The 21,490-nt window shown below is 46.4% G+C and carries 19 protein-coding genes; 4 read left to right on the forward strand and 15 right to left on the reverse strand.

The window, feature by feature from the left end; translation table 11 throughout:
- Window positions 1-56: 56 nt before the first annotated feature.
- The 7 genes from OCV12_RS15535 to rhtB form a co-directional block, all read right to left on the reverse strand.
- Entirely contained in the window at window positions 57-1,070 is a 1,014-nt protein-coding gene (locus OCV12_RS15535) for an acyltransferase (RefSeq protein WP_137002210.1), read from the reverse strand.
- Window positions 1,071-1,223: 153 nt separating this feature from the next.
- On the reverse strand, window positions 1,224-2,444 hold the full coding sequence (gene arsJ, locus OCV12_RS15540) for an organoarsenical effux MFS transporter ArsJ (protein ID WP_137002211.1): 1,221 nt from the start codon (window positions 2,442-2,444) through the stop codon (window positions 1,224-1,226).
- A 221-nt stretch (window positions 2,445-2,665) separates the two neighbouring features.
- Entirely contained in the window at window positions 2,666-3,157 is a 492-nt protein-coding gene (locus tag OCV12_RS15545) for a cyclin-dependent kinase inhibitor 3 family protein (RefSeq protein WP_261884995.1), read from the reverse strand.
- A gap of 185 nt (window positions 3,158-3,342) precedes the next feature.
- Window positions 3,343-4,344, reverse strand: a complete 1,002-nt coding sequence (locus OCV12_RS15550; RefSeq protein WP_261884996.1) for an ArsJ-associated glyceraldehyde-3-phosphate dehydrogenase — start codon at window positions 4,342-4,344, stop codon at window positions 3,343-3,345.
- A 41-nt stretch (window positions 4,345-4,385) separates the two neighbouring features.
- Complete coding sequence (locus OCV12_RS15555; RefSeq protein ID WP_261884997.1) at window positions 4,386-4,727, reverse strand: metalloregulator ArsR/SmtB family transcription factor; 342 nt, start codon at window positions 4,725-4,727, stop codon at window positions 4,386-4,388.
- Window positions 4,728-4,826: 99 nt separating this feature from the next.
- Entirely contained in the window at window positions 4,827-6,047 is a 1,221-nt protein-coding gene (locus tag OCV12_RS15560; protein ID WP_132764891.1) for an EAL and HDOD domain-containing protein, read from the reverse strand.
- 45 nt (window positions 6,048-6,092) lie between these two features.
- Window positions 6,093-6,710, reverse strand: a complete 618-nt coding sequence (gene rhtB, locus OCV12_RS15565; protein ID WP_123312060.1) for a homoserine/homoserine lactone efflux protein — start codon at window positions 6,708-6,710, stop codon at window positions 6,093-6,095.
- 81 nt (window positions 6,711-6,791) lie between these two features.
- Here rhtB and OCV12_RS15570 point away from each other — a divergent pair, with 81 nt between their 5' ends.
- Both OCV12_RS15570 and OCV12_RS15575 read left to right on the forward strand, forming a co-directional pair.
- Entirely contained in the window at window positions 6,792-7,772 is a 981-nt protein-coding gene (locus tag OCV12_RS15570) for an alpha/beta fold hydrolase (RefSeq protein ID WP_261884998.1), read from the forward strand.
- 190 nt (window positions 7,773-7,962) lie between these two features.
- Complete coding sequence (locus tag OCV12_RS15575) at window positions 7,963-8,790, forward strand: Cof-type HAD-IIB family hydrolase (RefSeq protein WP_261884999.1); 828 nt, start codon at window positions 7,963-7,965, stop codon at window positions 8,788-8,790.
- A gap of 73 nt (window positions 8,791-8,863) precedes the next feature.
- On the opposite strand, the gene OCV12_RS15580 is transcribed toward OCV12_RS15575, so the two are convergent.
- Entirely contained in the window at window positions 8,864-9,331 is a 468-nt protein-coding gene (locus OCV12_RS15580; protein ID WP_261885000.1) for an EVE domain-containing protein, read from the reverse strand.
- Between the two features lie 39 nt (window positions 9,332-9,370).
- Between OCV12_RS15580 and OCV12_RS15585 the strand changes: the two genes are divergently transcribed.
- Entirely contained in the window at window positions 9,371-10,915 is a 1,545-nt protein-coding gene (locus tag OCV12_RS15585; protein WP_261885001.1) for a COG3650 family protein, read from the forward strand.
- A gap of 2 nt (window positions 10,916-10,917) precedes the next feature.
- Window positions 10,918-11,514, forward strand: a complete 597-nt coding sequence (locus OCV12_RS15590) for a tRNA-uridine aminocarboxypropyltransferase (RefSeq protein ID WP_261885002.1) — start codon at window positions 10,918-10,920, stop codon at window positions 11,512-11,514.
- A 133-nt stretch (window positions 11,515-11,647) separates the two neighbouring features.
- Here OCV12_RS15590 and OCV12_RS15595 read toward each other — a convergent pair whose 3' ends face one another.
- From OCV12_RS15595 to lysA, 7 genes are all read right to left on the reverse strand, one after another.
- Window positions 11,648-14,128 (reverse strand): bifunctional diguanylate cyclase/phosphodiesterase, encoded by a 2,481-nt coding sequence (locus tag OCV12_RS15595; protein ID WP_261885003.1) that lies wholly within the window; start codon window positions 14,126-14,128, stop codon window positions 11,648-11,650.
- A 192-nt stretch (window positions 14,129-14,320) separates the two neighbouring features.
- Complete coding sequence (locus OCV12_RS15600) at window positions 14,321-16,819, reverse strand: bifunctional diguanylate cyclase/phosphodiesterase (RefSeq protein WP_261885004.1); 2,499 nt, start codon at window positions 16,817-16,819, stop codon at window positions 14,321-14,323.
- Between the two features lie 168 nt (window positions 16,820-16,987).
- Window positions 16,988-17,704 (reverse strand): 5-amino-6-(5-phospho-D-ribitylamino)uracil phosphatase YigB, encoded by a 717-nt coding sequence (gene yigB, locus OCV12_RS15605; protein ID WP_261885005.1) that lies wholly within the window; start codon window positions 17,702-17,704, stop codon window positions 16,988-16,990.
- Between the two features lie 15 nt (window positions 17,705-17,719).
- The gene (gene xerC, locus OCV12_RS15610) at window positions 17,720-18,652 is read right to left on the reverse strand and encodes a tyrosine recombinase XerC (protein WP_261885006.1); all 933 of its coding nucleotides are present in this window, start codon (window positions 18,650-18,652) and stop codon (window positions 17,720-17,722) included.
- Window positions 18,621-19,319 (reverse strand): DUF484 family protein, encoded by a 699-nt coding sequence (locus OCV12_RS15615; protein WP_261885007.1) that lies wholly within the window; start codon window positions 19,317-19,319, stop codon window positions 18,621-18,623. The genes xerC and OCV12_RS15615 overlap by 32 nt, the downstream gene beginning before the upstream one ends.
- Before the next feature lie 45 nt (window positions 19,320-19,364).
- Window positions 19,365-20,195: a diaminopimelate epimerase gene (gene dapF / locus OCV12_RS15620; RefSeq protein WP_261885008.1), complete on the reverse strand. Its 831-nt coding sequence runs from the start codon at window positions 20,193-20,195 to the stop codon at window positions 19,365-19,367.
- Window positions 20,196-20,206: 11 nt separating this feature from the next.
- A complete protein-coding gene (gene lysA / locus OCV12_RS15625; protein WP_017633315.1) occupies window positions 20,207-21,460 on the reverse strand; it encodes a diaminopimelate decarboxylase in 1,254 nt (417 codons plus the stop codon).
- Window positions 21,461-21,490: the final 30 nt, after the last annotated feature.

A 21,490-nucleotide genomic window follows, 5' to 3' on the forward strand; every position in this document is an offset into this window, starting at 1 on the left:
ACGATTCATAAAAACCGACCATCAGCGATAATAACTAATGGCCTTAGTATTAACGACTAAGGCAATAACCAGCGCGTTTTCTCAGATTTAGAGACCATCCAGCTCATCCACAGCGCACCAGCACCACTGATCACAATCCACAATGGGATAACCCACGCAGGGTGCCCTTGGTACCAACCAAACTCTTTCATCGGCCACAAGAAGATAGGATGCAGCAGGTAGATACCTAAGCTGTGCTTACTGATAAAGCCAACCACTTGGTTACCTTTCTCAGATAATCCTTCTCCGTAGTAACGACACAGCATAAACACCATGCTAGCTGCTAATACGGTATTCAGCGTCTTGTATGATAACCAACGGCCAACCGTGTACTCCTCGGCGATTAGACTCGCATCAACCACCATATAAACGGTAGTTAACAACGCCAGCGCACCGAGTCCTGCGCTCACACCAACGGTGAACTTGTTAAGCGGCACTTTCTTGTACAACAGGTAACCCAGTGGCAAGTAGCCAGTGTAAAGCCATAACTCATGACTCCATGGGCCATCGATTCTTAGTAAGAACAGCAACGTCGTGAACAACCACACCGCTGTGAAACCGTAAACAGCTTTGTCGCCATACTTTCTGACCATGATCTGTAAGAAAGGAATCACAAAGTAGAGCGGGATAAAGTAATAGAAGAAACCTAGGTGGTAGTAGGTGTAGTGATGATAGCTATTGAGCAACACATCCCAACTGACATCGGCATCAAAACCCATCGCAGACCAACCCGATAGGTAGGTATAGAAAAGCGACCAGACGATGAAAGGTATCAATACCTTACCTAGGCGTCGCTTGAGGTAGTACTTAGCATCAAATGGGCGCTGATCGCTTAGCATCAAGGCGCCGGTTATCAATATAAAGACAGGCACCGCCCAGCGGCTGAAGCCATTGACGGTGATTGCTGTTAACCATTCGCCGAAAGGAATCGTTCCTAGTTCGTTGCGATAAGGCGCCAAAACATGAATCGCGATAACCGCTACGGCCGCGACACATCGTGCTAAATCAAAAAAGAGAATTCGCTGCTTCATGTAAATGCCTGATTAATATTCAATCATTCTACTATAGCAATAAAAAAGCTGACCGGAATAAATACCAAGTCAGCTTATTGTTAAAGGAGAAGCATATCGCGAATTAATCTTATACGAATGAGCAGTTGCAACTTCCGCCCTTACGAATGAGGCCTATGCGGCAGATGTTTGCGGCACCTTAGGTAAACGCAAAGAGATCACCGTTGTGATTGCTAAGAATGCGAACGATACCCACAAACACGCAGACAAGCCGCCCATTTGGAATACTAAGCCTGACAAGATTGTGCCAATCAAGCGGCCCATTGCATTCGCCATGTAATAGAAGCCAACATCAAGCGATACACCATCGCCTTTCGCGTAGCTCACAATCAAGTATGAGTGAAGGGATGAGTTCACCGCGAAGATGGCACCAAACACCATCAAACCACCAATGATTACTAACTCTGGTTGCCAACCTATTTGAACCGCATAAGCGATAGCGCCTGTCACGATAGCCAGAGCACCCGCCCATAATAAAGCCGCATGACCATCTGGAACCTTGCCTTGCGCCTTACCCGTAATCTTAGGTGCAATGCCCTGTACGAAGCCGTAAGCGATGGTCCAAGCCGCTAGGAAGCCACCCACCCATGAGTGGTCCCAACCAAATACGCTGCCCAGATAGATTGGCAGAGCAATCACAAACCACACGTCACGAGCACCAAACAGGAACATACGCGCCGCAGACAGGATGTTGATGGATTCAGATTTAGAGAAGATCTGTTTGAACTTAGGCTTGGTCTTCGCCTTACCCATGTCCGCTTCTAAGCTCAGCACACTGCCAATGAAGACCAAGGTCAGTACAGCGGCCATCGCAAGTACTGCATATTGGAAGCCAATCGTCGAAAGCAACAAACCACCAATAAAGAAACCCGCACCCTTAAGCGCATTCTTAGAGCCTGTCAGAATCGCAATCCACTTATACAGCGCACCTTGCTGTTCATCGGGTACCAAGGTTTTGATTGAGCTCTTGGCGCTCATCTTATTGAGATCTTTAGCGATACCAGACAGTGCCTGCGCCGCCATCACCCAAGGAATAGTCAACATGGCCGATGGTAATGCGAGCATACCCAAGGCGAAGACTTGCATACCTAAGCCGATATTCATGGTCTTATTGAGACCAAGACGCGCGCCCAACCAACCACCGATTAGGTTAGTCACCACACCAAAGAATTCATAGAAAAGGAACAGTGAGGCGATCTCTAACGAACTGTAGCCAAGGTCGTAGAAATACAGGACCACCAGCATACGAAGTGCACCATCAGTAATGGTGAAATTCCAGTAGTTGAAAGTCACCAACATGTATTGGCGAACACTCTTACTTAGATTTGAAAACATAACGCTATCTCTGCAATCTAAACAAAAAGAGCTTTTAGATCATAGGTGTCCAAAAGCTCTAATTCTTACTTTCCACTTAACTTATACTCAAAATAATTGGAGTTGCAGCTAGGCAACAAGCAAGTTCAGCCCTATGAGCATAGGTGTTCTATGTGATTAGGGCGGCCGGCGCTCCGGTGAACTTGCGCAGTTAACAACGCTGCAGGTTCAAGTATGAAGAGTTACGCAGAAGCTACGCCGTTGATATACTCAACCTGAATAGGTTTAGTAAAAGCACCTGGACGAAGCGCCTGAACCTCTTGAACAACCTTGCTCAGATCCCAACTCTTCTCTAGCAGTAGGTGTGCAGCCAGTAAGCCAGTGCGGCCAGAACCGCCCATGCAGTGCATCGCTACCTTACCGCCGTTATCGACAACTTGGTGTAGCGCAGGGCTCGCGGCTTGCCATTTCGCAGCAAAATCAGCACCTGGTGCACAATCGTCTTCGATTTCGATTTGGAACCACTGCATGCCTAGTGCTTGCGCTTTCTCACCTAGCTCAGAAACATTCTTGCTCGCCAGCTCTTCACTGTCTAAAGCCGTCACAATCGCTTCTACGCCTTGCGTTTTAAGTTGGGCTAGAGATGCATCTAGGTCAGCTTCCTTAGTGCCTGGGCACGGAGTAAGCACTAACGCACCAGTTTCTAAATCTAGTTGCCATGTTGGATGTGTCATTATGTAATCTCTTAAATTCTTATAGAACCAATACTCAAAATAATTGGAGTTGCAGCTAGGCAACCTTTCCCTACAAAGGAATGAAGTTCAGCCCTATGAGCATAGGGGCTCTATGTGATTAGGTCGGCCGGCGCTCCGGTGAACTTACGTAGTTAACAACGCTGCAGCTTCAAGTATGAAGAGTATTATGCCAAACCAACGGTACGTACTAGCTCTGCCGTACGTGTCGCGTAGCCCATCTCGTTGTCGTACCAAGCGTAGATCTTAACCATGCGCTTACCTACCAACATGGTTGATAGTGCATCTACGATAGTTGAGCGTTGGTCGCCTTTGTAATCGATAGAAACCAGTGGACGCTCTTCAAAGCCAAGAATACCTTTCAGCTCGTTCTCAGACGCTTCTTTCAGCATCGCGTTAACTTCTTCTGCTGTTGTATCTTTCTTCACTTCGAAGATGATATCTGTCAGAGAAGCGTTCGCTAGTGGTACACGAACCGCGTGGCCGTTAATACGGTTTTCAAGCTCAGGGAAGATCTCAACAATCGCTTTAGCACTGCCCGTTGTTGTCGGGATAAGGCTCATGCCACATGCACGTGCACGACGTAGATCTTTATGTGGTGCATCTAGAATAGTTTGCGTGTTGGTTAGATCGTGAATCGTCGTGAAAGACGCATTCTCGATACCAAGCTTCTCGTTAATCACTTTAACCACTGGCGCGATACAGTTTGTTGTACAAGACGCTGCGGTTACGATTTTGTGTACTGCTGGGTCGAAGATGTTGTCGTTCACACCAACAACGATGTTTGCGATGCCTTCTTCTTTCACTGGCGCCGACACCACAACACGCTTCACGCCCTGATCTAGGTATTTATTTAGGAAAGATGTCTTACGGTGAACACCTGTCGCTTCGATAACCACATCACAGCCAGACCAATCGATCGCATCGATGTCGCGCTCTTTGGTGGTTTTGATGCGTTGACCGTTGATGATCATCTCATCGCCTTCAACCGTAACTTCGTGGTTCCAACGACCTTGTACTGAATCGAACTCTAAAAGGTGCGCCAGTGTTGCAGTGTCGCCAGCAACATCATTAATTTGTACAAACTCTAGCTCAGCCCAATCGAATGCTGCGCGAAGTGCTAGACGGCCGATACGGCCAAAACCATTAATACCTACTTTAACTGTCATCGTATGTTCTCTCAGCTAGTGGTGAATCTAAAAATATTCAATTAAACGCAACATTGAGGGCGTGAAGCTATCGCTTCTAGGCGCTCAATGTCTTGTTGATATTCAGTTTTCAAACAGTTCGATGCGATAAGGTCATCAATTAACTTTAGCATCCAACCCGGTAAATCTTGTGACAGGCGGTAAAACACCCACTGCCCTTGGCGAATGTCAGTCAAAATGCCGTTTGAGCGTAACTGCGCAAGGTGGCGAGAAACCTTTGGCTGACTTTCTTGTAATGCCTGAGTCAACTCACCAACAGAAAGGCACTCTTGGCGCACAATCAACATTAAGCAACGCACTCGCGTTTCATCAGACAGTAATTTAAAAAATTGGTGAGGAAGCATAACTACATACTCATATATGGATATGCGTATATGTTAGTTATAAAAAAACGCACGTCAAGGCGTGCGTTTCAATTGTCATAAAAGTTTAACGAAAGGGAATCAGAGCTGATTGGTAACGGTATGGCTCCAACGTCGAGCTTCGGTGAGCTCCGTTCTTACCTGCTCCACACTTAAACCTAAGTCGGCACAGTGTTCATCAATCTGCTGCCAGTCAGCGTGTTCAAAGCTCTCTTCAAGTGCTAATAAGGTGCCATAAGGCCCTTCTCTGCGCAGCAAAGCAACCTTAATACTTTTACACAGCGGTAATTGCTCTACGAGGTTTTCTAGTGACAGGTCAAGCAGTGCGTCCAACAACGAAAACAAACCGATCATAAAGGCTTGCTCAGTGTGCCCTTCAAACGCTTGATAGCGAGACATACGCTGACAAAACTGTGCTCGCTGTAAAGACAAGCCATATAGCTCTTTCGGCTTTTTATCAGAGACATAAGACGCCACCGCCAGCGAAACAAACATTTTCAGCTTCTCTTGCCCCAGATACACCAAGGCCTGACGAAATGACGAGATAGTTACCTCAAGACGAGGCGACATGGTGTTTACAAAGCGCAGCAGCTTATAAGACAGAGCAACATCCTTCGCGACGATGCTCTCGACACGTTGGAAGTCGACATCCGGCTTACACACTTCTTGGAACAGCTCCATGGCAATCACTTGCTCAGGGCTGATGTACTTGGTCTTAATGATTTCAGGCTTGCTAAAGAAGTAGCCTTGGAAGAACTTAAAGCCCGCCTCTTTGGCTTGCTGAAATTCTTGTTCGGTTTCGACTCGTTCAGCAAGAAAGCTAAATTTCTTCCCTTGATGCGCCCTAACCAAGTCACACGCTTCATCTAAGCCCATTTGCATGATATCGAGCTTAACAATATGCGTATATCTGAGGAAACGTTCCCATTCTGGTGTCGAAGTAAAGTCATCGAGGGCGATCATGTAGCCCGCTTGGTAGAGCTCTTTAACGGCTTCTAATAACTCATCGGTCGGTTGGCAGGTTTCAAGGATCTCAACCACCACCTTGTCTTTCGGCAAGCTCAAAGGCAGCCGACGAATCAGGCTTTGATACGGGAAGTTAATAAAGCAGCGTGAAGAAGGGATCGAAGGGTTAAGCCCAACCGACAAGAAGTTCTCAACAATCAGACGATACGTTGCTCTGTTAGACTCAATATGCGCTGGATAAGCATTCCTTTCTCCGTCGCGAAACAACAGCTCATAACCAAGCGTGTTCTTGTTACGGTTTAAGATAGGTTGTCGAGCAACGTACGTAGCGGTCATTTATTGATAACTCTAATTGGTTTAACTATAACTCTATTGCTTTCACTAAGCTTTGGCGGCAGCCAGCAACGCGCCGCAGCCCATGAACATACCACCAAATATCTTATTTATCTTACCCATTATACGATCTGATCGGATAAAGCGTCCCATTTGTGAAGCTAATGAGGTGTAACCCAACATAACAACACTATCAATGAATACGGTTGTCACGCCTAGCACTAACAGTTGCGGTGCTTGCGGTTGTGTCGGGTCGATAAACTGAGGAAACAGAGCCACCAAAAACACGATAGATTTTGGATTAGTTAGGTTGATAAGCACAGCATTTCTCAGCAGTTTGCCACTCGATAGCGTTGAGCTCTCTTCAGAAGCCACTAAGCTAGAGTTGTCACGCCACTTTTGGATACCCAACCAAAGAAGATACACCACGCCCACCCATTTGATGATGGTGAACGCCAATGCAGATTGAGCCACTAATGCTCCAATACCCGCTCCCACCAGCATGATATGAAATGCAAGGCCAAGCTGTAAGCCTGCGATCGACGCGAGTGACTTCTTAGTGCCATAACTTAGGCCATTACTGATTGAGTTAACGGTACCTGAGCCCGGAGCCAAACTAAACAAAATCGCCGTGACGACATAAGCAAGCCAAACATGAGTATCCATTTGCATTTCCTTACTAGTTCTTTAATCTAACAACATTAGTAGTGATAAAGCTCTCACATGCACCAGTTCAGGTAATTTCCCATGGAAAACCACAGCGCCGCCCCGTTTTCGTACACGCAAGAACCTCAGTTCGAGCAAGCGATTAAACACCCGATCCCCACTCTTTGGCAACAACGAAAAGATGGGTATGTAACATCATCCGGTAAAAAGAAGCTGTACTGGTGTAGCCTAACCTCACCAACTCATACCAAAGCCATCGTTATTTCAAATGGCCGTATCGAGTGCTGCCTAAAATACCAAGAACTCTTTTATGATTTCTATCAACAAGGCTATGACGTTTATTCATTTGACCACCAAGGTCAAGGTCAGTCGGAACGTATGGTAACAGACTCTGACATTGGTCACATTCATGAGTTCGATGATTATGCATCAGACATGTCTGACATCATTGCCAGTTTTGACTTAAGTAAATATACCGAGCGTTATCTTCTTGCACATTCAATGGGCAGTACCATCGCGACTCGCTATCTACAGACTCATCCGGATCACCCGTTTGATAAGGTAACCCTGTGTGCGCCGATGTTTGGCATCAACACTGAATGGTACCTAAAACCTATCGCGATGGTTGTTGGACAAGTGCTTACCGCGTATCACGCTAAACCAACTTATGCGCCAGGCCAACAAGCTTATTACTCAAAACCTTTCGAAAACAACTTACTGAGCCACAGCAAGGTTCGCTACCAGTGGTTCCGCCGTTTGTATGACGAGTCACCCTCTTTGCAGGTAGGCGGACCGAGTACACGCTGGGTGTGGCAAGGGTTAATGGCAGCCAAGCAAGCCATCCAACAAACTCGCCAAATCAAAATCCCACTGCTTTTGATTCAAGCTGGGGAAGAGAAGATTGTCAGTAACGATGCTCAAGTGAAGTTCATCAACAAGCTGAAGAAAACCAACTCAGATTGCCAGTTTAAGGTCATCGAAGGTTCTAGGCATGAGGTGTTGTTTGAGAAGGATGAGTATCGCAATCCAACATTGGATGCCATTACTCAGTTTTTTGCTTAGCGTTAGCGTGGTAACAAGAAAAGTAACGGACAAAACAGAGAGGCGCTAAAGAGGAAGAGAAGTAAGTGAGCTTTGCCCTCTTTTCTTGCGTGAATTTGGCATACAATTTCTAGATAGAGATATTGTATTTCAAAGAGCGCTAGCATTGGCTGGTGTCGATATTGGTTAAGCATTTTGCAATGAGGGTTAAATGACTATTCCTGCACTTAAAGATTCCGTGAAAATCGTTGCCTCTGATTTAGATGGTACGCTTCTGGCTCCCAACCATCAGTTAAGCGATTTTACCAAGCTAACACTCAAGAAGTTACACGACCAAGGTTACACCTTTATCTTCGCGACGGGTCGCCACCATGTCGATGTTGCGGGTATTCGTGAGATAGCTGGGATTCCGGCCTACATGATCACTTCAAACGGTGCGCGCGTGCACGACCAAAATGATCAGCTAATGTATAGCCAGAACGTGCCTCAGGATTTAGTTCAGCCTGTTATTGATGTGGTTCGCCAAGATCCAAACATCTTCATTCACATGTACCAAAATGAAGATTGGTTACTGGATCGTGAAGATGAAATGCTGGCTAAGTTCCACAGTGAATCTGGCTTTAGCTACAAGCGCTTTGAAGCTGACAACGCGCCGAGTGATGGCATTGCGAAAGTATTCTTCACACACCCAGAACAAGACCATGAATACCTAGTGACGTTTGAACAAAAGCTGAGAGGTACGTTTGGCGACAAACTGAACATCGCTTTCTCAACACCTTGGTGTCTAGAAGTGATGGCAGCAGAAGTATCGAAAGGCCACGCATTAGACGCGGTTGCGAAATCACTGAACCTAACTCTTGATAACTGCATTGCCTTTGGTGATGGTATGAATGATGCTGAGATGCTGGCTATGGCGGGTAAGGGCCTGATCATGGGCACATCACATGAGAAAGTGATGAAAGCTCTGCCAGACAATGAAGTGATTGGCAGCAACGCAGACGACGCCGTTGCACACTACTTAGAAAAACACCTACTCTAAGCAGTCCCAATAAAACATAAAGGCAGCCAATGGCTGCCTTTTTTGAACCTTACGCTCAAAGCTATCTCTAAGGTTAGCGAGAACCGAGTACTTCTTTGCTTAAGATGGCCTGCCACTCCTGCTCTGTAACAGGCATGATGGACAAGCGATTACCACGTTTCACCAATGGCATTTCTGATAGCTCTGGCATGGCTTTCAATGTTGCTAAAGGAATCAAACGCTCAGTCACTCGTACAAACTCGACATCCACCATAATCCAACGAGGATTATCAGATGAAGACTTAGGATCGTAGTAATCACTCTCTGGATCGAATTGAAAATGATCTGGGTAGGCTTCTCTGGTTACTTTCGCGATCCCCGCTACGCCAACTTTTTTACATGATGAATGGTATATCATCACCAAGTCTCCAAGCTTGACGTCATCACGCATCATGTTTCGAGCCTGATAGTTGCGTACACCCTCCCAACAAGAGGTTTTTTGTACTCTAAGAGTCTGAATAGAAAAGGTGTCGGGTTCTGTTTTAAATAACCAATATGCCATAATAAATCCAATTAACGGTTGCTCCGAGGAAGATATAACATGAAGGTAATGAAAAACCCAGTGACATGGCTAGTCGCATTCGCGCTACAAGGTTGTGTAACGGCGCCAGATACGCCACAACAACCTGAAGTTCCACCAGCAACCTTGGACGAGCCACTGAGCATTCAACCGCAAACCTTCATCATGCGTGGTCAGGTTGTGGTTGGCCATGAGAGCCGAACCTTCACCCCTTGCGGTAGCCAGCAACAATACTGGTTAGACTTATCTCCTGAGCTAGCGCTCGAGGCTCAAGGCTTAGCAACCAGACCTTATCAAGACTTGTATGGTGAGCTCATCGGTCACCTTACGGTACCAAGCCAAACTGGATACAATGCCGACTTCACCGCGCGCTTCGTGGTTGACCAAGTGAATATCCTCACTGCAGAGAACCCTGAACGTTGTGACCAACCCTTGCGCCCTACTCGTGTGTTCGGTAATGAACCCTTCTGGTCAGCGACCTTTGATAAAGACCAACTGAAATACACCAAGATGGGTGAACAGCCTCAGCGCCTCAATATCGAATCCAGCCGCACTACTCCAAGCACTCGTGATTACCAACTAGAAGGTCAATCAACGAAAGGCGAACTCAACCTGATCAAAGAAAGCTGTAGCGACGGCATGAGCGATTCTATCTATGGCTGGGAAGCGAAACTCAACCTTAATGACAGCAAGTACAGCGGCTGTGCAACAGTATCTAACCAAGACTCTACTCTGGACTGGAGCGGGCTCTACTTCGCAAGCTCAACACAAAACTCTGGGTTCTCTATCAACCTAGAGCTCAACGATGACCACAGCGCGATCACGACTTACTCGTACAGCAATGGCGATCCTTCGATTGTTGAACAAGGCTTCTGGCAGCAACTTAACCAAAATCAGGTTCAAGTTGTGATGACTCGCCACCAGCAGCAATACCTGATCTCAGAGCGTATCTTCACACTCGATAACGGTAAGCTGGTCGCTGAGAAAGAAAAGGTCGGCAACGTTGTCTATCCAATTGCCAATGGTGGTCTGGTGCTATTTGAGGCCAAGAGTGAACAGGCACAAGTGAACACGACCACAGCCGTGGATCTAACCGCAAAACAGATTAATTCGAGTGATCAACTTGATCCAAAAGTCGACCAAGCGATCCGCGAATATTTTAAGATCAACAACAGCTCACCAGACGATACCAAGTACCGCTGGCTGACCTACGATCTTAACGGTGATGGCAAAGAAGAGCTGTTTGCTCAACTCGACTGGTGTGGCTCTGGTGGCTGCACACTGCTTATCTTTGAAAAACACCAAGACAACTGGCGCTTCAATAGTCGAGTGACATTGGTTAAGGGTGATATACGCTTAGGTAAGTCGCAAAATCATGGTTGGCAGGATCTTATCTTCAATGTCAGTGGCGGCGGAGCAACACCTGCAAAACATGTACTGTCTTACACTGGTGTGAGCTACCCACTCAACCCAAGCGTCGCACCGGTTGCAGATGACGCTGACATCAGTGACGTAGTTCTATTTGCTGATGGTATCTCACCAGTACAAAGCGGAGTTAAGCTGTAAACATGAGTAATCAACAAGCTTGCAGTGGTTGTGGCTTCACTCACCAGTGTATTTGTCATCGAATACCGAGTACCGAAAGCCAAACCCATGTTGTGTTGCTCACTCATGAGAATGAATTGTCACGCGACACCAATACTGGAAAGCTGCTGCAACAATCGCTTGAGCAGTGCGAGTCGTTCGTGTGGCAAAGAAAAACGCCACCAGCCGAGTTGATGACATTACTTGAAGATGAGACGCGACAGCCTTTTCTATTATTCCCAAGTGATGAAAGCGTGGAATGTCAGCAAGCAGTATTGAACAAAGCTAATGACCGAGAACCGTTATTCATTATCTTGGATGGCACCTGGCAAGAAGCGAAGAAGATGCTCAACAAGAGCCCTTGGTTACAATCCATTCCACAGGTTCATCTCGATATTGCCAGCGAATCTTCGTATACCTTGCGCCGTAACCAAGACAGTGGTCACCTGTGCACGTGTGAGGTGGGTGTCGAGCTACTCAAAACATTAGGTGAAGAGGAACCCGCGAGATTGATTAACGATTACTATCAGCACTATCTCAAGGTATTCCAAGCCGACAAGAGTGGTCACGCGCTCAAATAGCGAAGTACTGATGCTTAAGATAAATAGCGAAAACAAAAAGGGTGAGCTATGAGCTCACCCTTTTTATATCTAAATTTAATCCATTGAACAGGCTAGTGTTTCACGTGAAACGATCAGCACACAACCCACCTCATCAAAATAGGCGTTTGGGTTCTCCAAAATAATAGCCTTGCAGATAATCAACACCCATATCCTCTGCGATTCGACATATTTGCTCGTTATGAACAAACTCCGCCACCGTCTTAGCATTCAGAATCTGACATAGACTCACCAACTGCTGGGCTATCTTTCGCTGCTTCTTATCTTGGTCGATATTTCGAATCAGGCTGCCATCTAACTTGATCACCTGAGGTTCTAACTTCAATATCTCATCAATGTTCGAATAACCTGAACCAAAGTCATCCACAATAATATTCACGCCAAGGTCGCGGAAATGGTTACACACCTCAATCAAGCGACCGTAGTCTTGAATTTGCTCCGTTTCCAACACCTCTAAACCAATGCGTTGTGGGTGACTAATTTGCTTGATCGCCTGCTCAAGATGAAGGATGGTTTTCTCATTGTTGAAATCTTGAGGCGCCAAGTTGATTGAGAACGAATCGGTTCGCTGACTCATAAAATCAAAGGTACGCGTTATCATCTGGCGGCTTAAGCGAGTATAGAGATGAGTGCCTTCAATGATGGGTAAGAACTTACCCGGAGCAATCAACTGGCCGTCTTCTTCGATTCGAACCAAGCATTCATAGCTCTCTATCTGATGACTGTGTGCCGAGACTATTGGCTGAGAACACGCGACAATGTTTTGATTAAGCACTGCGCGGCTGACACACGACAACCAACCCAACTGTTCTTGACGATGTTTTTCTAGTTGAATGAGCGTCTTGGCACTCACTAAATGTTTGTTCTGACTCACAGCACTGCGACGCGCTTCAATCGCCTTTAGCAATAAGTCATCTATCGAGGTATCAGGGAAATCTCGACGACTCGCAACACCCGCACAGATAGACACCGACAGGTAATCAATATCGGGTAATCCGGTAGGTTCGAAGTTCACATGCTCGGTTTGATCGGCAAATTCCGAGAAGCGTTGATGAATATGTTCTTGGCTTGCCCAGCTATCAAACACCACCGCCCACTCACCAATACCGATGCTATAAAGCTGACACCCTTTATCAAAGAACTGCCATAGTGCTTTTTGAAAGTACTCGCTCAAATCATGCAGCAGTTTGTCACCGACGCGATAGCCATACTTCTCATTGATCTGACCAAATGTCGTCACCTTCAAAGCCAACAAGTGACTATCCGCACTCATCTTCGACAGCTTCTCCCGCAATACACTTCGATTGGGTAAACCAGTACGGCGGTCAATTCGGTAGCTTGCTGTTAATGCAGTGGCTTGTTGTTGAATCTTACTGGCCATGCTGTTGTTCATGTCATCGACATCGAGCAAAGCATTACGAATTAGTGAAAATAGAGGAGAGATATTGGTCGCGGGCTGTATCTCTAATGGTTGCACAGCCTTACCTTCACCTTCTCTGAGCGCGAGATACGTCAAGCTATGGTGCAAAATTCGTTGTTGGTCACTATCTTGGAAGAGCTCTCCCATGCAGTACACGCCATAGGTGTCGGCCAGTTTCTGGAAAACCTCCACCTCTTGGTTGCCATCAATAAAATCGATGCGAGAAGTACAGTTATAGATGAAGAACTGCTCTGGCTTATGAGAAGCAATCTGTTGAACGCCAAGTCGAATTTGTTCCAAGGTCAGCGAAGGATGGTCATAACAGAATCGAACCTCTTCACCCACCTGGAATTGACCGCTGAATTCTATGTCTCCGCACTCCATGACCTTGAGTGGTAAATGAATATTTTGCGCTTTGGGGTCACCCACCATTAAGGGGAAGTTATGCAATTGCTCAAAAGGCACTTCGAGGCCATCGGCCAAATAACGGTTATAGAGATCACGAACAGGCATCCCGTCCAATTCCGCTAACCGGTTACCTCGAGCCCCTGTGACTCGAAAGGTTCGTCCAATTGGATTCCACTCGGTGTAATAACCCTTGGTAATGGCCAGTTCAACGCTGTGCAGCGCCACCATCACATAAGCATTTTCATAACAGATACCATCGAGCATCACCCACCGACCATTATCTGTAATGGTCGATGCTCCGCCACAGATAGGCAATGAATATCTCGATTGCTCAAACGTGGCAAACAGTGCTCGGTCATTGATCTGTAAGCGATCAGCAAAGCAAATAACGCTTTGCGTACTCTCGTCACATTCAAGCTGCTGCCACATCGCTTGGCTATCAGCTTGTGGGTCTTCGCTGTATTCGACAACGCCACAGGTGTAAGACGTCGCCTCAAAGCGAGTGACAATGAGGTACAGACCTTGATGGAGAATGACACCTTGGCTGATGTAGTGGTTAGCACTACAACCAATCAGTTTGGCATTAGGGAAAGTCGATTGAATCACTTGGCAGGCAGCCAAAACCGCACCTTTCTCGAAAGACGAAAACACCTGAATCAGTAGCTTTTCATGTTGATGAAAATCTATCTTTTCCAATTCACGTTGGGTTTGTTCTATGTCTTGTATCAGGAGAGAGGTCGACTGCATATTCACATTAATCGTTGCGTTAATGATTTGTTATTGTGCTTATTATAGATAAGGCTTGCACGGAATATTTACGATCGTCTTACGAATAATGTGAGGTTAGTTAGACATCATTCATTCCACCAAAAATCAGTCATTAATGGCGGCTGAGCACTTTTGTAACCTGTAGTTTTAGAATACTGATAGCTTTAACAACTAAAACAGTCGCTTAGGCTCACCAAAGTAATAACCTTGCAGGTAATCGACACCCATCTCCTCTGCTATCTCACAAACCTGCTGGTTATGGACAAACTCAGCAACCGTTTTGGCGTTGAACACTTGGCACAAACGAACCAACTGAGAAGCAATGTTCCTCTGCTTTTGGTCTTTGTCGATGTTGCGAATCAAACTACCATCGAGCTTAATGATCTGCGGTTCGAGCTTAATAATTTCATCAATATTGGAATAGCCAGAACCAAAGTCATCAACGATGATTCTTGCACCTAACGAACGGAAGTGGTCACACACCTCAATCATACGGCCGTAATCTCGAATCTGCTCAGACTCGAGTACCTCTAGACCCAGTCGGGTGGGATCGTTCATCCCACTAATTGCAGTCTCAAGAACTTCGAGCGTCTTATCGCTCAGTAAATCTTGTGGTGATAGGTTGATGGAAAACGAGCTCTGCTTATCTGCCATGTAACCTATGGTGTTCTTAATCATGTGTCGGCTAAGACGAGTGTAGAGGTGCGTGTCGGCAATCATAGGTAGGAACTTACCTGGCGGCACAATCGTCCCGTCAGATTCCATGATTCTGACCAAGCACTCTTGGCCAATCATTTCATGGGTTCCCGATGCCACGATAGGTTGTGAGTAAGTGATGATGTTCTGATCTAAGATCGCGCGACTTACACAACTCAGCCAACCGAGTTGCTCTTTGCGGTCTTCTTCACTCACCTGAATGTCTTTGGCATTGGTGATGTGGGTGTTATTTCGCACCCCATAGCGTCGAGCTTCAATCGCTTTCAGTAAGATCTCATCACCGCTGTCGGTTAAGAAATCACAGCGACTGGCAAAACCACCGCACAATGAAACCGACAGGTAATCAATATCGGTTAAGCCATACGGCTCAAAGTTGATGTGTTCGATGTCATCCGCAAACACAGCGAAACGCTCTTTTATCTTAGAGCTATCAACACTTGCGTTAAAGATGATCGCCCACTCACCAACCCCAATACTGAACAGCTCTACCTTGACCTTAGACTCTTTAACCACACGAAGCTGTAATCGCTCGATAAAGTGATTAGACAGGTCGAGTAGTAGCTGATCCCCTACTTGATAACCATACTTCTCATTAACCTGATGGAAGTTAGTTAGCTTTAAGGTCAGCAGATGTTCACTGAACAGAATCGTATTAAGGCGCTCTTTCAATACGATTCGATTCGGTAGCCCAGTACGGGAGTCAATACGATAGCTCTCGGTTAAACGGCGAGCTTGTTGATGGAGCTTCTTTTCCATCTGAGTATTCATGCTATCGAGATCGGCTACTGCATTTCTTACAAGATTAAGCAGCGGTGATACCGTGGAATCACATTTAAAGTCTTCACAACGAAATTCATTAATCTCGTCCGATTCTCTCATCGCAATGTAGGTGAGACTGTGATGCAAGATATCTTGGCGATCTTCATTGCGGTATAGCTCACCCATGCAGTAAGCACCGCACGTGTTCACAATCCCTTCAAATGGTTTCAGCTCGATCTTACTGTCGATGAACTCAAGGCGAGAGACACAGTTATAAATGATCACAGATTCAGGCTGATGCATGGCAAGCATCTCAGCGCCATGACGCACTTTTTCAGCGGTCAAAGAGGGGTGGTTATAGCAGAACTGCGCCTCTTCTCCGACTTGCCAAGGGCTATCAAATTCAATGCTGCCGTCATCATTGATACGAAGAGGTGTCGAGATACCCTTCTTTCGACCAAGTTCTCGATACAGCGGAAAGCTCATCAGCTGGCTGAAAGGAAGGTCTTTGCCATCGGCGAGGTAATGTTTGAACACCTCAATCGCAGGCTTGTCGTTGAGCGCATACAGGTGATTCCCCACCGCATGAGTCACGCGCAGCTTCATCCCGATTGGATTCCACTCAGAATACGCGTCTGACCACACCTTCAACCTTGGGTTGGTCAAAGCCACCGCAACACAGGCGTGCTGATAGGTTTGCTCGTTATGCATAACCCAACGGCCAAACTCGTTCTCATGACACAGTCCACCAGCGACCGGTAACGCATAAGGCAAGTTTTCGAAGGCGCTATAGATAGGATAATCACGACCTTCTACCTGATCACACAGGCTGATAACCGTTTTAGTATCTTTGGTAAGGCCTAGCTGAGAGGCAAGCGCTTGGCTGTCTTGATTTGGGTTGCCCGTAAAAGGCTGAACCGCTGAGGTTAAATGGGTTTCGTTGAACTCACTGATGATGACTAAGGTACAGGCACTCTCAAGACAGTTATCACAGATAACATGACGAGCACTCTGGCCGATTAACGTCGCACTGTTTAAACGATTAAGAGCAACATTCGCGATTCGACGAGCTATATCTGAGGATTGAGCGGAGAAAATTTGAATAAGGTACTGTTTGCTGTCACACCACTCTCGCAGGTCAAATTGAGATTTAAATAACTCCTCAGTATTTGAGAGAAATGTAAATGTTTGCATGCCAACCCTTGTTCAAAATCGAGTGAAGTGAGAACCCGCAACCACTGCTATGACTGAATGAATCGATAAAAAGTAGTCGCCAATTATCCTAGCCTAAACAGGCTTTTGTTGGCGACTAATGTAACAATTCACTATCATAAATGCGACACAATAAGCTAACAGTAGCCATTAAATTAGTCGCATAAAATCGCTAAGTTGCTCTATTTCAACATCAGGAAGCACACTCGCCTTCGAAGAGAGGTATAAATTGGAACCAGTGTCATTAAACCAGCATGCTTGGAAGCCGTTTTTCTTGGCTCCGTAGACATCGGTTCGCAGGTGATCACCCACATGAAGAATGTTATTCGCATCAAAACCTAGGTATTGCTGCGCTTTATCAAACATATCTGGGTAGGGTTTGGCTCTGCCATCAGGGCCCGCTTTAAGGACTAATTGGAAGTACTGCCCTAAGCCAATTTTATGCGGGTCTACATTGCCATTGGTAATCGCTACCAAGGGAATGCGTTGGCTAAGCTCTGCCATCACTCGATGTGTTTCTTGAGGAACATCGACTTGATTGCGCAGCCATAAGGCATGTTCGATACCTTCACGAGCCGCCTGTTCAGCTTGCTGCTGTGAATAACCCAACTGCAGTAACCCGACCTTTATCTGCGTTTCACGCCACACGGTGACATCGTGCTTTAGCATTGGATTATCGGATGCGACCTGCTGCTTTATGCCCTGCCACTCTTCGAGTGATAAAGAGGCCGACACTGGATGCTTTTGATAAAGCCACTGCGCCATCTCTTTCTCAACCTTCATGATCACAGGCCAGTTGTCGTACAGGGTGTCATCCAAGTCAAAGGTCATGGCTTTGATCGGCTTTAAGCCTCGATAAATTCGCATAGTAAAACCTTTAATCTAATCTTTGTTCTTCTTACGAGCTCTTGGATGAGCCTGATCATAAGCTTGCGCTAAGTGCTGGAAATCCAAGTGGGTATACACTTGCGTGGTCGAGATGTTTTCGTGCCCTAATAACTCTTGAACAGCACGAAGGTTTTGGCTCGACTCGAGTACATGCGTGGCAAAAGAGTGACGCAGTTTGTGCGGACTAATATGGCTCGCCACAGCCTGCTTCTTACCCCACTCTTCCATACGCTTTTGCACACTACGATGAGAGATACGCGTCCCTAGTTTAGAAACAAACAGTGCAGTTTCTCCCGGCGAAGCCAATTCACCACGAACCTTGAGCCATTTATCGACCCATTCTTTGGCTAAACCAGAAAACGGCGCCTTGCGTTCTTTGTCGCCCTTACCAATCACTCGGATCTCGCCTTGACGCCCCAACACATCTTTAAGGTTGATGCCAACCAGCTCTGCCAGTCGCAAACCTGCGCCGTACATCACTTCCATCATCGCTCGGTCACGAATCGACAGTGGATCGTCCTCATTCACATCAAGCAGTTGACCCACTTCATCGACATCGAGGTTTTTAGGCAGAGGACGTTGTTTTCGAGGTGCCGAGACCCCTTTGGCTGGGTTGGCGGTCATTTCGCCACGCAAAACAAGGAAATCAAAGAAGCTGCGTAGTGAAGACAAACGCGTTGCAATGCTGCTCGCTTTCATCCCCTCACGCATGCCTTTACTGGCAAGTTGTCTTACCCACGCAGCATCGACTTGGTCCCAGTCTTTTAGTCCAAGAGTGACTAAATGAGCGGCCATAGTTTCAAGTTGTTGTCGGTAATTACGTTGGGTGTGTAGGCTGAGTCCCTTCTCGCTTCTGAGATATTCATAGAAGCGAGAAAGTGGCTTTTGAAGACTGTTAGGAAGAGGTATTTTGGGCTCTAGGCTCATTATTTATCTGCCAAGGTAAGGTGTCCGCCAAGTGAGCAACAACAAGCGCTAAATGGCGTAAAAAGAGCGTATCCATATGAGGTTGGAAATGTCCGCCATCTTCACTAGAGAAAGCGAGCAAACCCAATGGAGACTGCTTAGCAAGTGGAAGTACTACATAAGAGCCTAGCTCTGGAACCTGAAAATCACCAAACAAATCGTGTCTATCGGCTTTTCTCAGGCGTCCTAGATAAGCATCTTTGCCATTAAAATGGTTAAGCGAAAACTTCGAATAACCCTCGGCACTCAGTTGATAAAAACCGGATTGAGAAAGAATTCGAACATGCGCTTTAAGCCCAAGGTCTAATGCTTTCTGTTCAACGGCCTTAATCACCTGCATGAAGTCGCTGCATTTCAGCACTTGGGCTTGCAGATCCATAAACTCATAAAAGGTTTTATCGTTATTCGCCGCCAGCGACATCAAGCCAGTGATCTCTTCTTCGAGCTCTTCGATTCGATGACGTTGGCGTTTAAGTTGAATCTCAACCAGAGAAACAGCGCCCTGCTCAACGTTATTGATAGCAAGGCGATCAACCAAATCTTTTCTGTCTTGGAAAAAACCTGGGTTATCACGTAAATATTCCGCGACCACTTCTGCGGTGAGTGCGTCGGCTTCAACGTAAGACAAAACCTATCCTTTATGTTTTATGAATCTATTGGTTATAAATCGTTATTAGCAAGAAAGTTGACCATCAAACACATGCGTTGCAGGGCCGGTCATAAACAGAGGTTTACCCGGACCTTGCCAACTGATGTGCAAGTCACCGCCAGGTAGACGAACTTTCACATTCTCAGCCAATAAGCCTTGGGTAATACCTACCGCAACCGCGCCACATGCACCGCTGCCACACGCTTTAGTTTCGCCAGCACCACGCTCATAAACACGTAAGCGAACCTCTTCACGGTTAACCACCTGCATAAAGCCAGCATTAACACGCTCAGGGAAACGTTCATGTGATTCAAGAAGCGGGCCTAAGGTATCTACATCCGCTGTGTCAACATCATCAACAACAGTCACCACATGTGGGTTACCCATGCTCACCGCACCACAGAACAAGGTGTGTACATCCGTTCTCAGAATATAGGTCTTCTCTGGCTGCTTGGCCTTGAATGGAATCTTACCTGGTTCGAACTCAGGAATGCCCATGTTGACTGTGATCAGGTCATTCTCTTCAATCTTGAGAACCATTTTGCCTTTCTTGGTACTCACGTTAATGCTGTACTTATTCGTTAAGCCTTTCATGCGTACGAATCGTGCAAAACAACGAGCGCCATTGCCACACTGCTCCACTTCACTGCCATCCGCATTGAATATGCGGTAATGAAAATCAGTTTCTGGATCATAGGGAGCCTCAACCACAAGTAGCTGATCAAAGCCCACACCAGTGTGTCGATCCGCCAAACGACGGATCAAATCTGGAGAAAAGAAAATATTTTGAGTAATGCAGTCCACGACCATGAAATCATTGCCCAAACCATGCATTTTAGAAAAGTGGAAGTGCATAACGCTTAAAATTACTCCGGAAGAATGTTTTCAAGTTCCCACAGACTCGTAAGCTCTTCACGCTGACGAACCAAGTGAGTTTTATCGCCATCCACCATCACTTCAGCCGCACGCGAACGAGTGTTGTAGTTAGATGACATCGCAAAGCCATAAGCACCCGCAGAACGAACTGCCAGTAAATCGCCTTCTTCAAGAACTAGGTCACGATCTTTACCTAGGAAGTCACCTGTCTCACAGATAGGGCCAACCAAATCGTAAGTCACCGCTTCACCCTGACGTGGGCTTACTGGAACAATATCTTGCCAAGCTTGGTAAAGCGCTGGACGCATTAGGTCGTTCATCGCGGCATCGATGATGGCAAAGTTCTTATGCTCCGTTGGCTTCAGGAACTCGACTTTCGTTAATAATACACCAGCGTTAGCAGCAATCGCTCTTCCAGGCTCGAAAATCAGCTCTAGATCAGAATGATTGTCTAGGCGAGCCAATAGGGCTTTCGCGTAGTCAGAAGGCTGTGGTGGTAATTCATCACGATAAACCACACCTAAGCCACCACCAACATCAAGGTGTTTGATGTTGATACCGTTAGCACGCAGTTGGTCGATAAGAGCAAGCAGACGATCAGTTGCATCGATGAAAGGTTCGATATCCGTTAGCTGAGAACCGATGTGGCAATCAATACCGTGGATAGACAAGTTATCGAGTGTTTGTGCAAACGCATAAACAGCTGGAGCACGGTCGAAGGCAATACCAAATTTGTTATCACGCAGACCTGTAGAAATGTAAGGGTGAGTGTTTGCATCAACATCTGGGTTGATACGCAGTGAAATCGGCGCTTTAACACCAAGCTCACCAGCCACTTTATTCAGTCGCTCTAGTTCTGGTTCAGACTCTACGTTGAAACACTTAATGTTCAACTCAAGCGCACGCTTCATTTCAGCGGCTGTTTTGCCGACACCAGAGAACACAACTTTCGCCGGATCGCCACCTGCAGCAACCACACGCTCTAACTCACCGCCAGAAACGATGTCAAAGCCTGAGCCCAAACGAGCCAAAGTGTTCAATACGCCAAGGTTCGAGTTAGCTTTAACGGCATAACACACCAAGTGTGGATGCTCACCAACCGATGAATCAAACGCATTCCAGTGGCGTTCTAATGTTGCACGAGAATATACATACAGCGGTGTACCATATTGCTCTGCTAGTTGTGAAAGTGCGACGTCCTCAGCCCAAAGCTGGCCATCTTCCTGATAGTTGAAGTAATCCAAAGTTCTTATCCCTTATAAATAACGATTTCT

This window comes from Vibrio pomeroyi (assembly GCF_024347595.1).
Taxonomy (GTDB): Bacteria; Pseudomonadota; Gammaproteobacteria; order Enterobacterales; family Vibrionaceae; genus Vibrio; species Vibrio pomeroyi.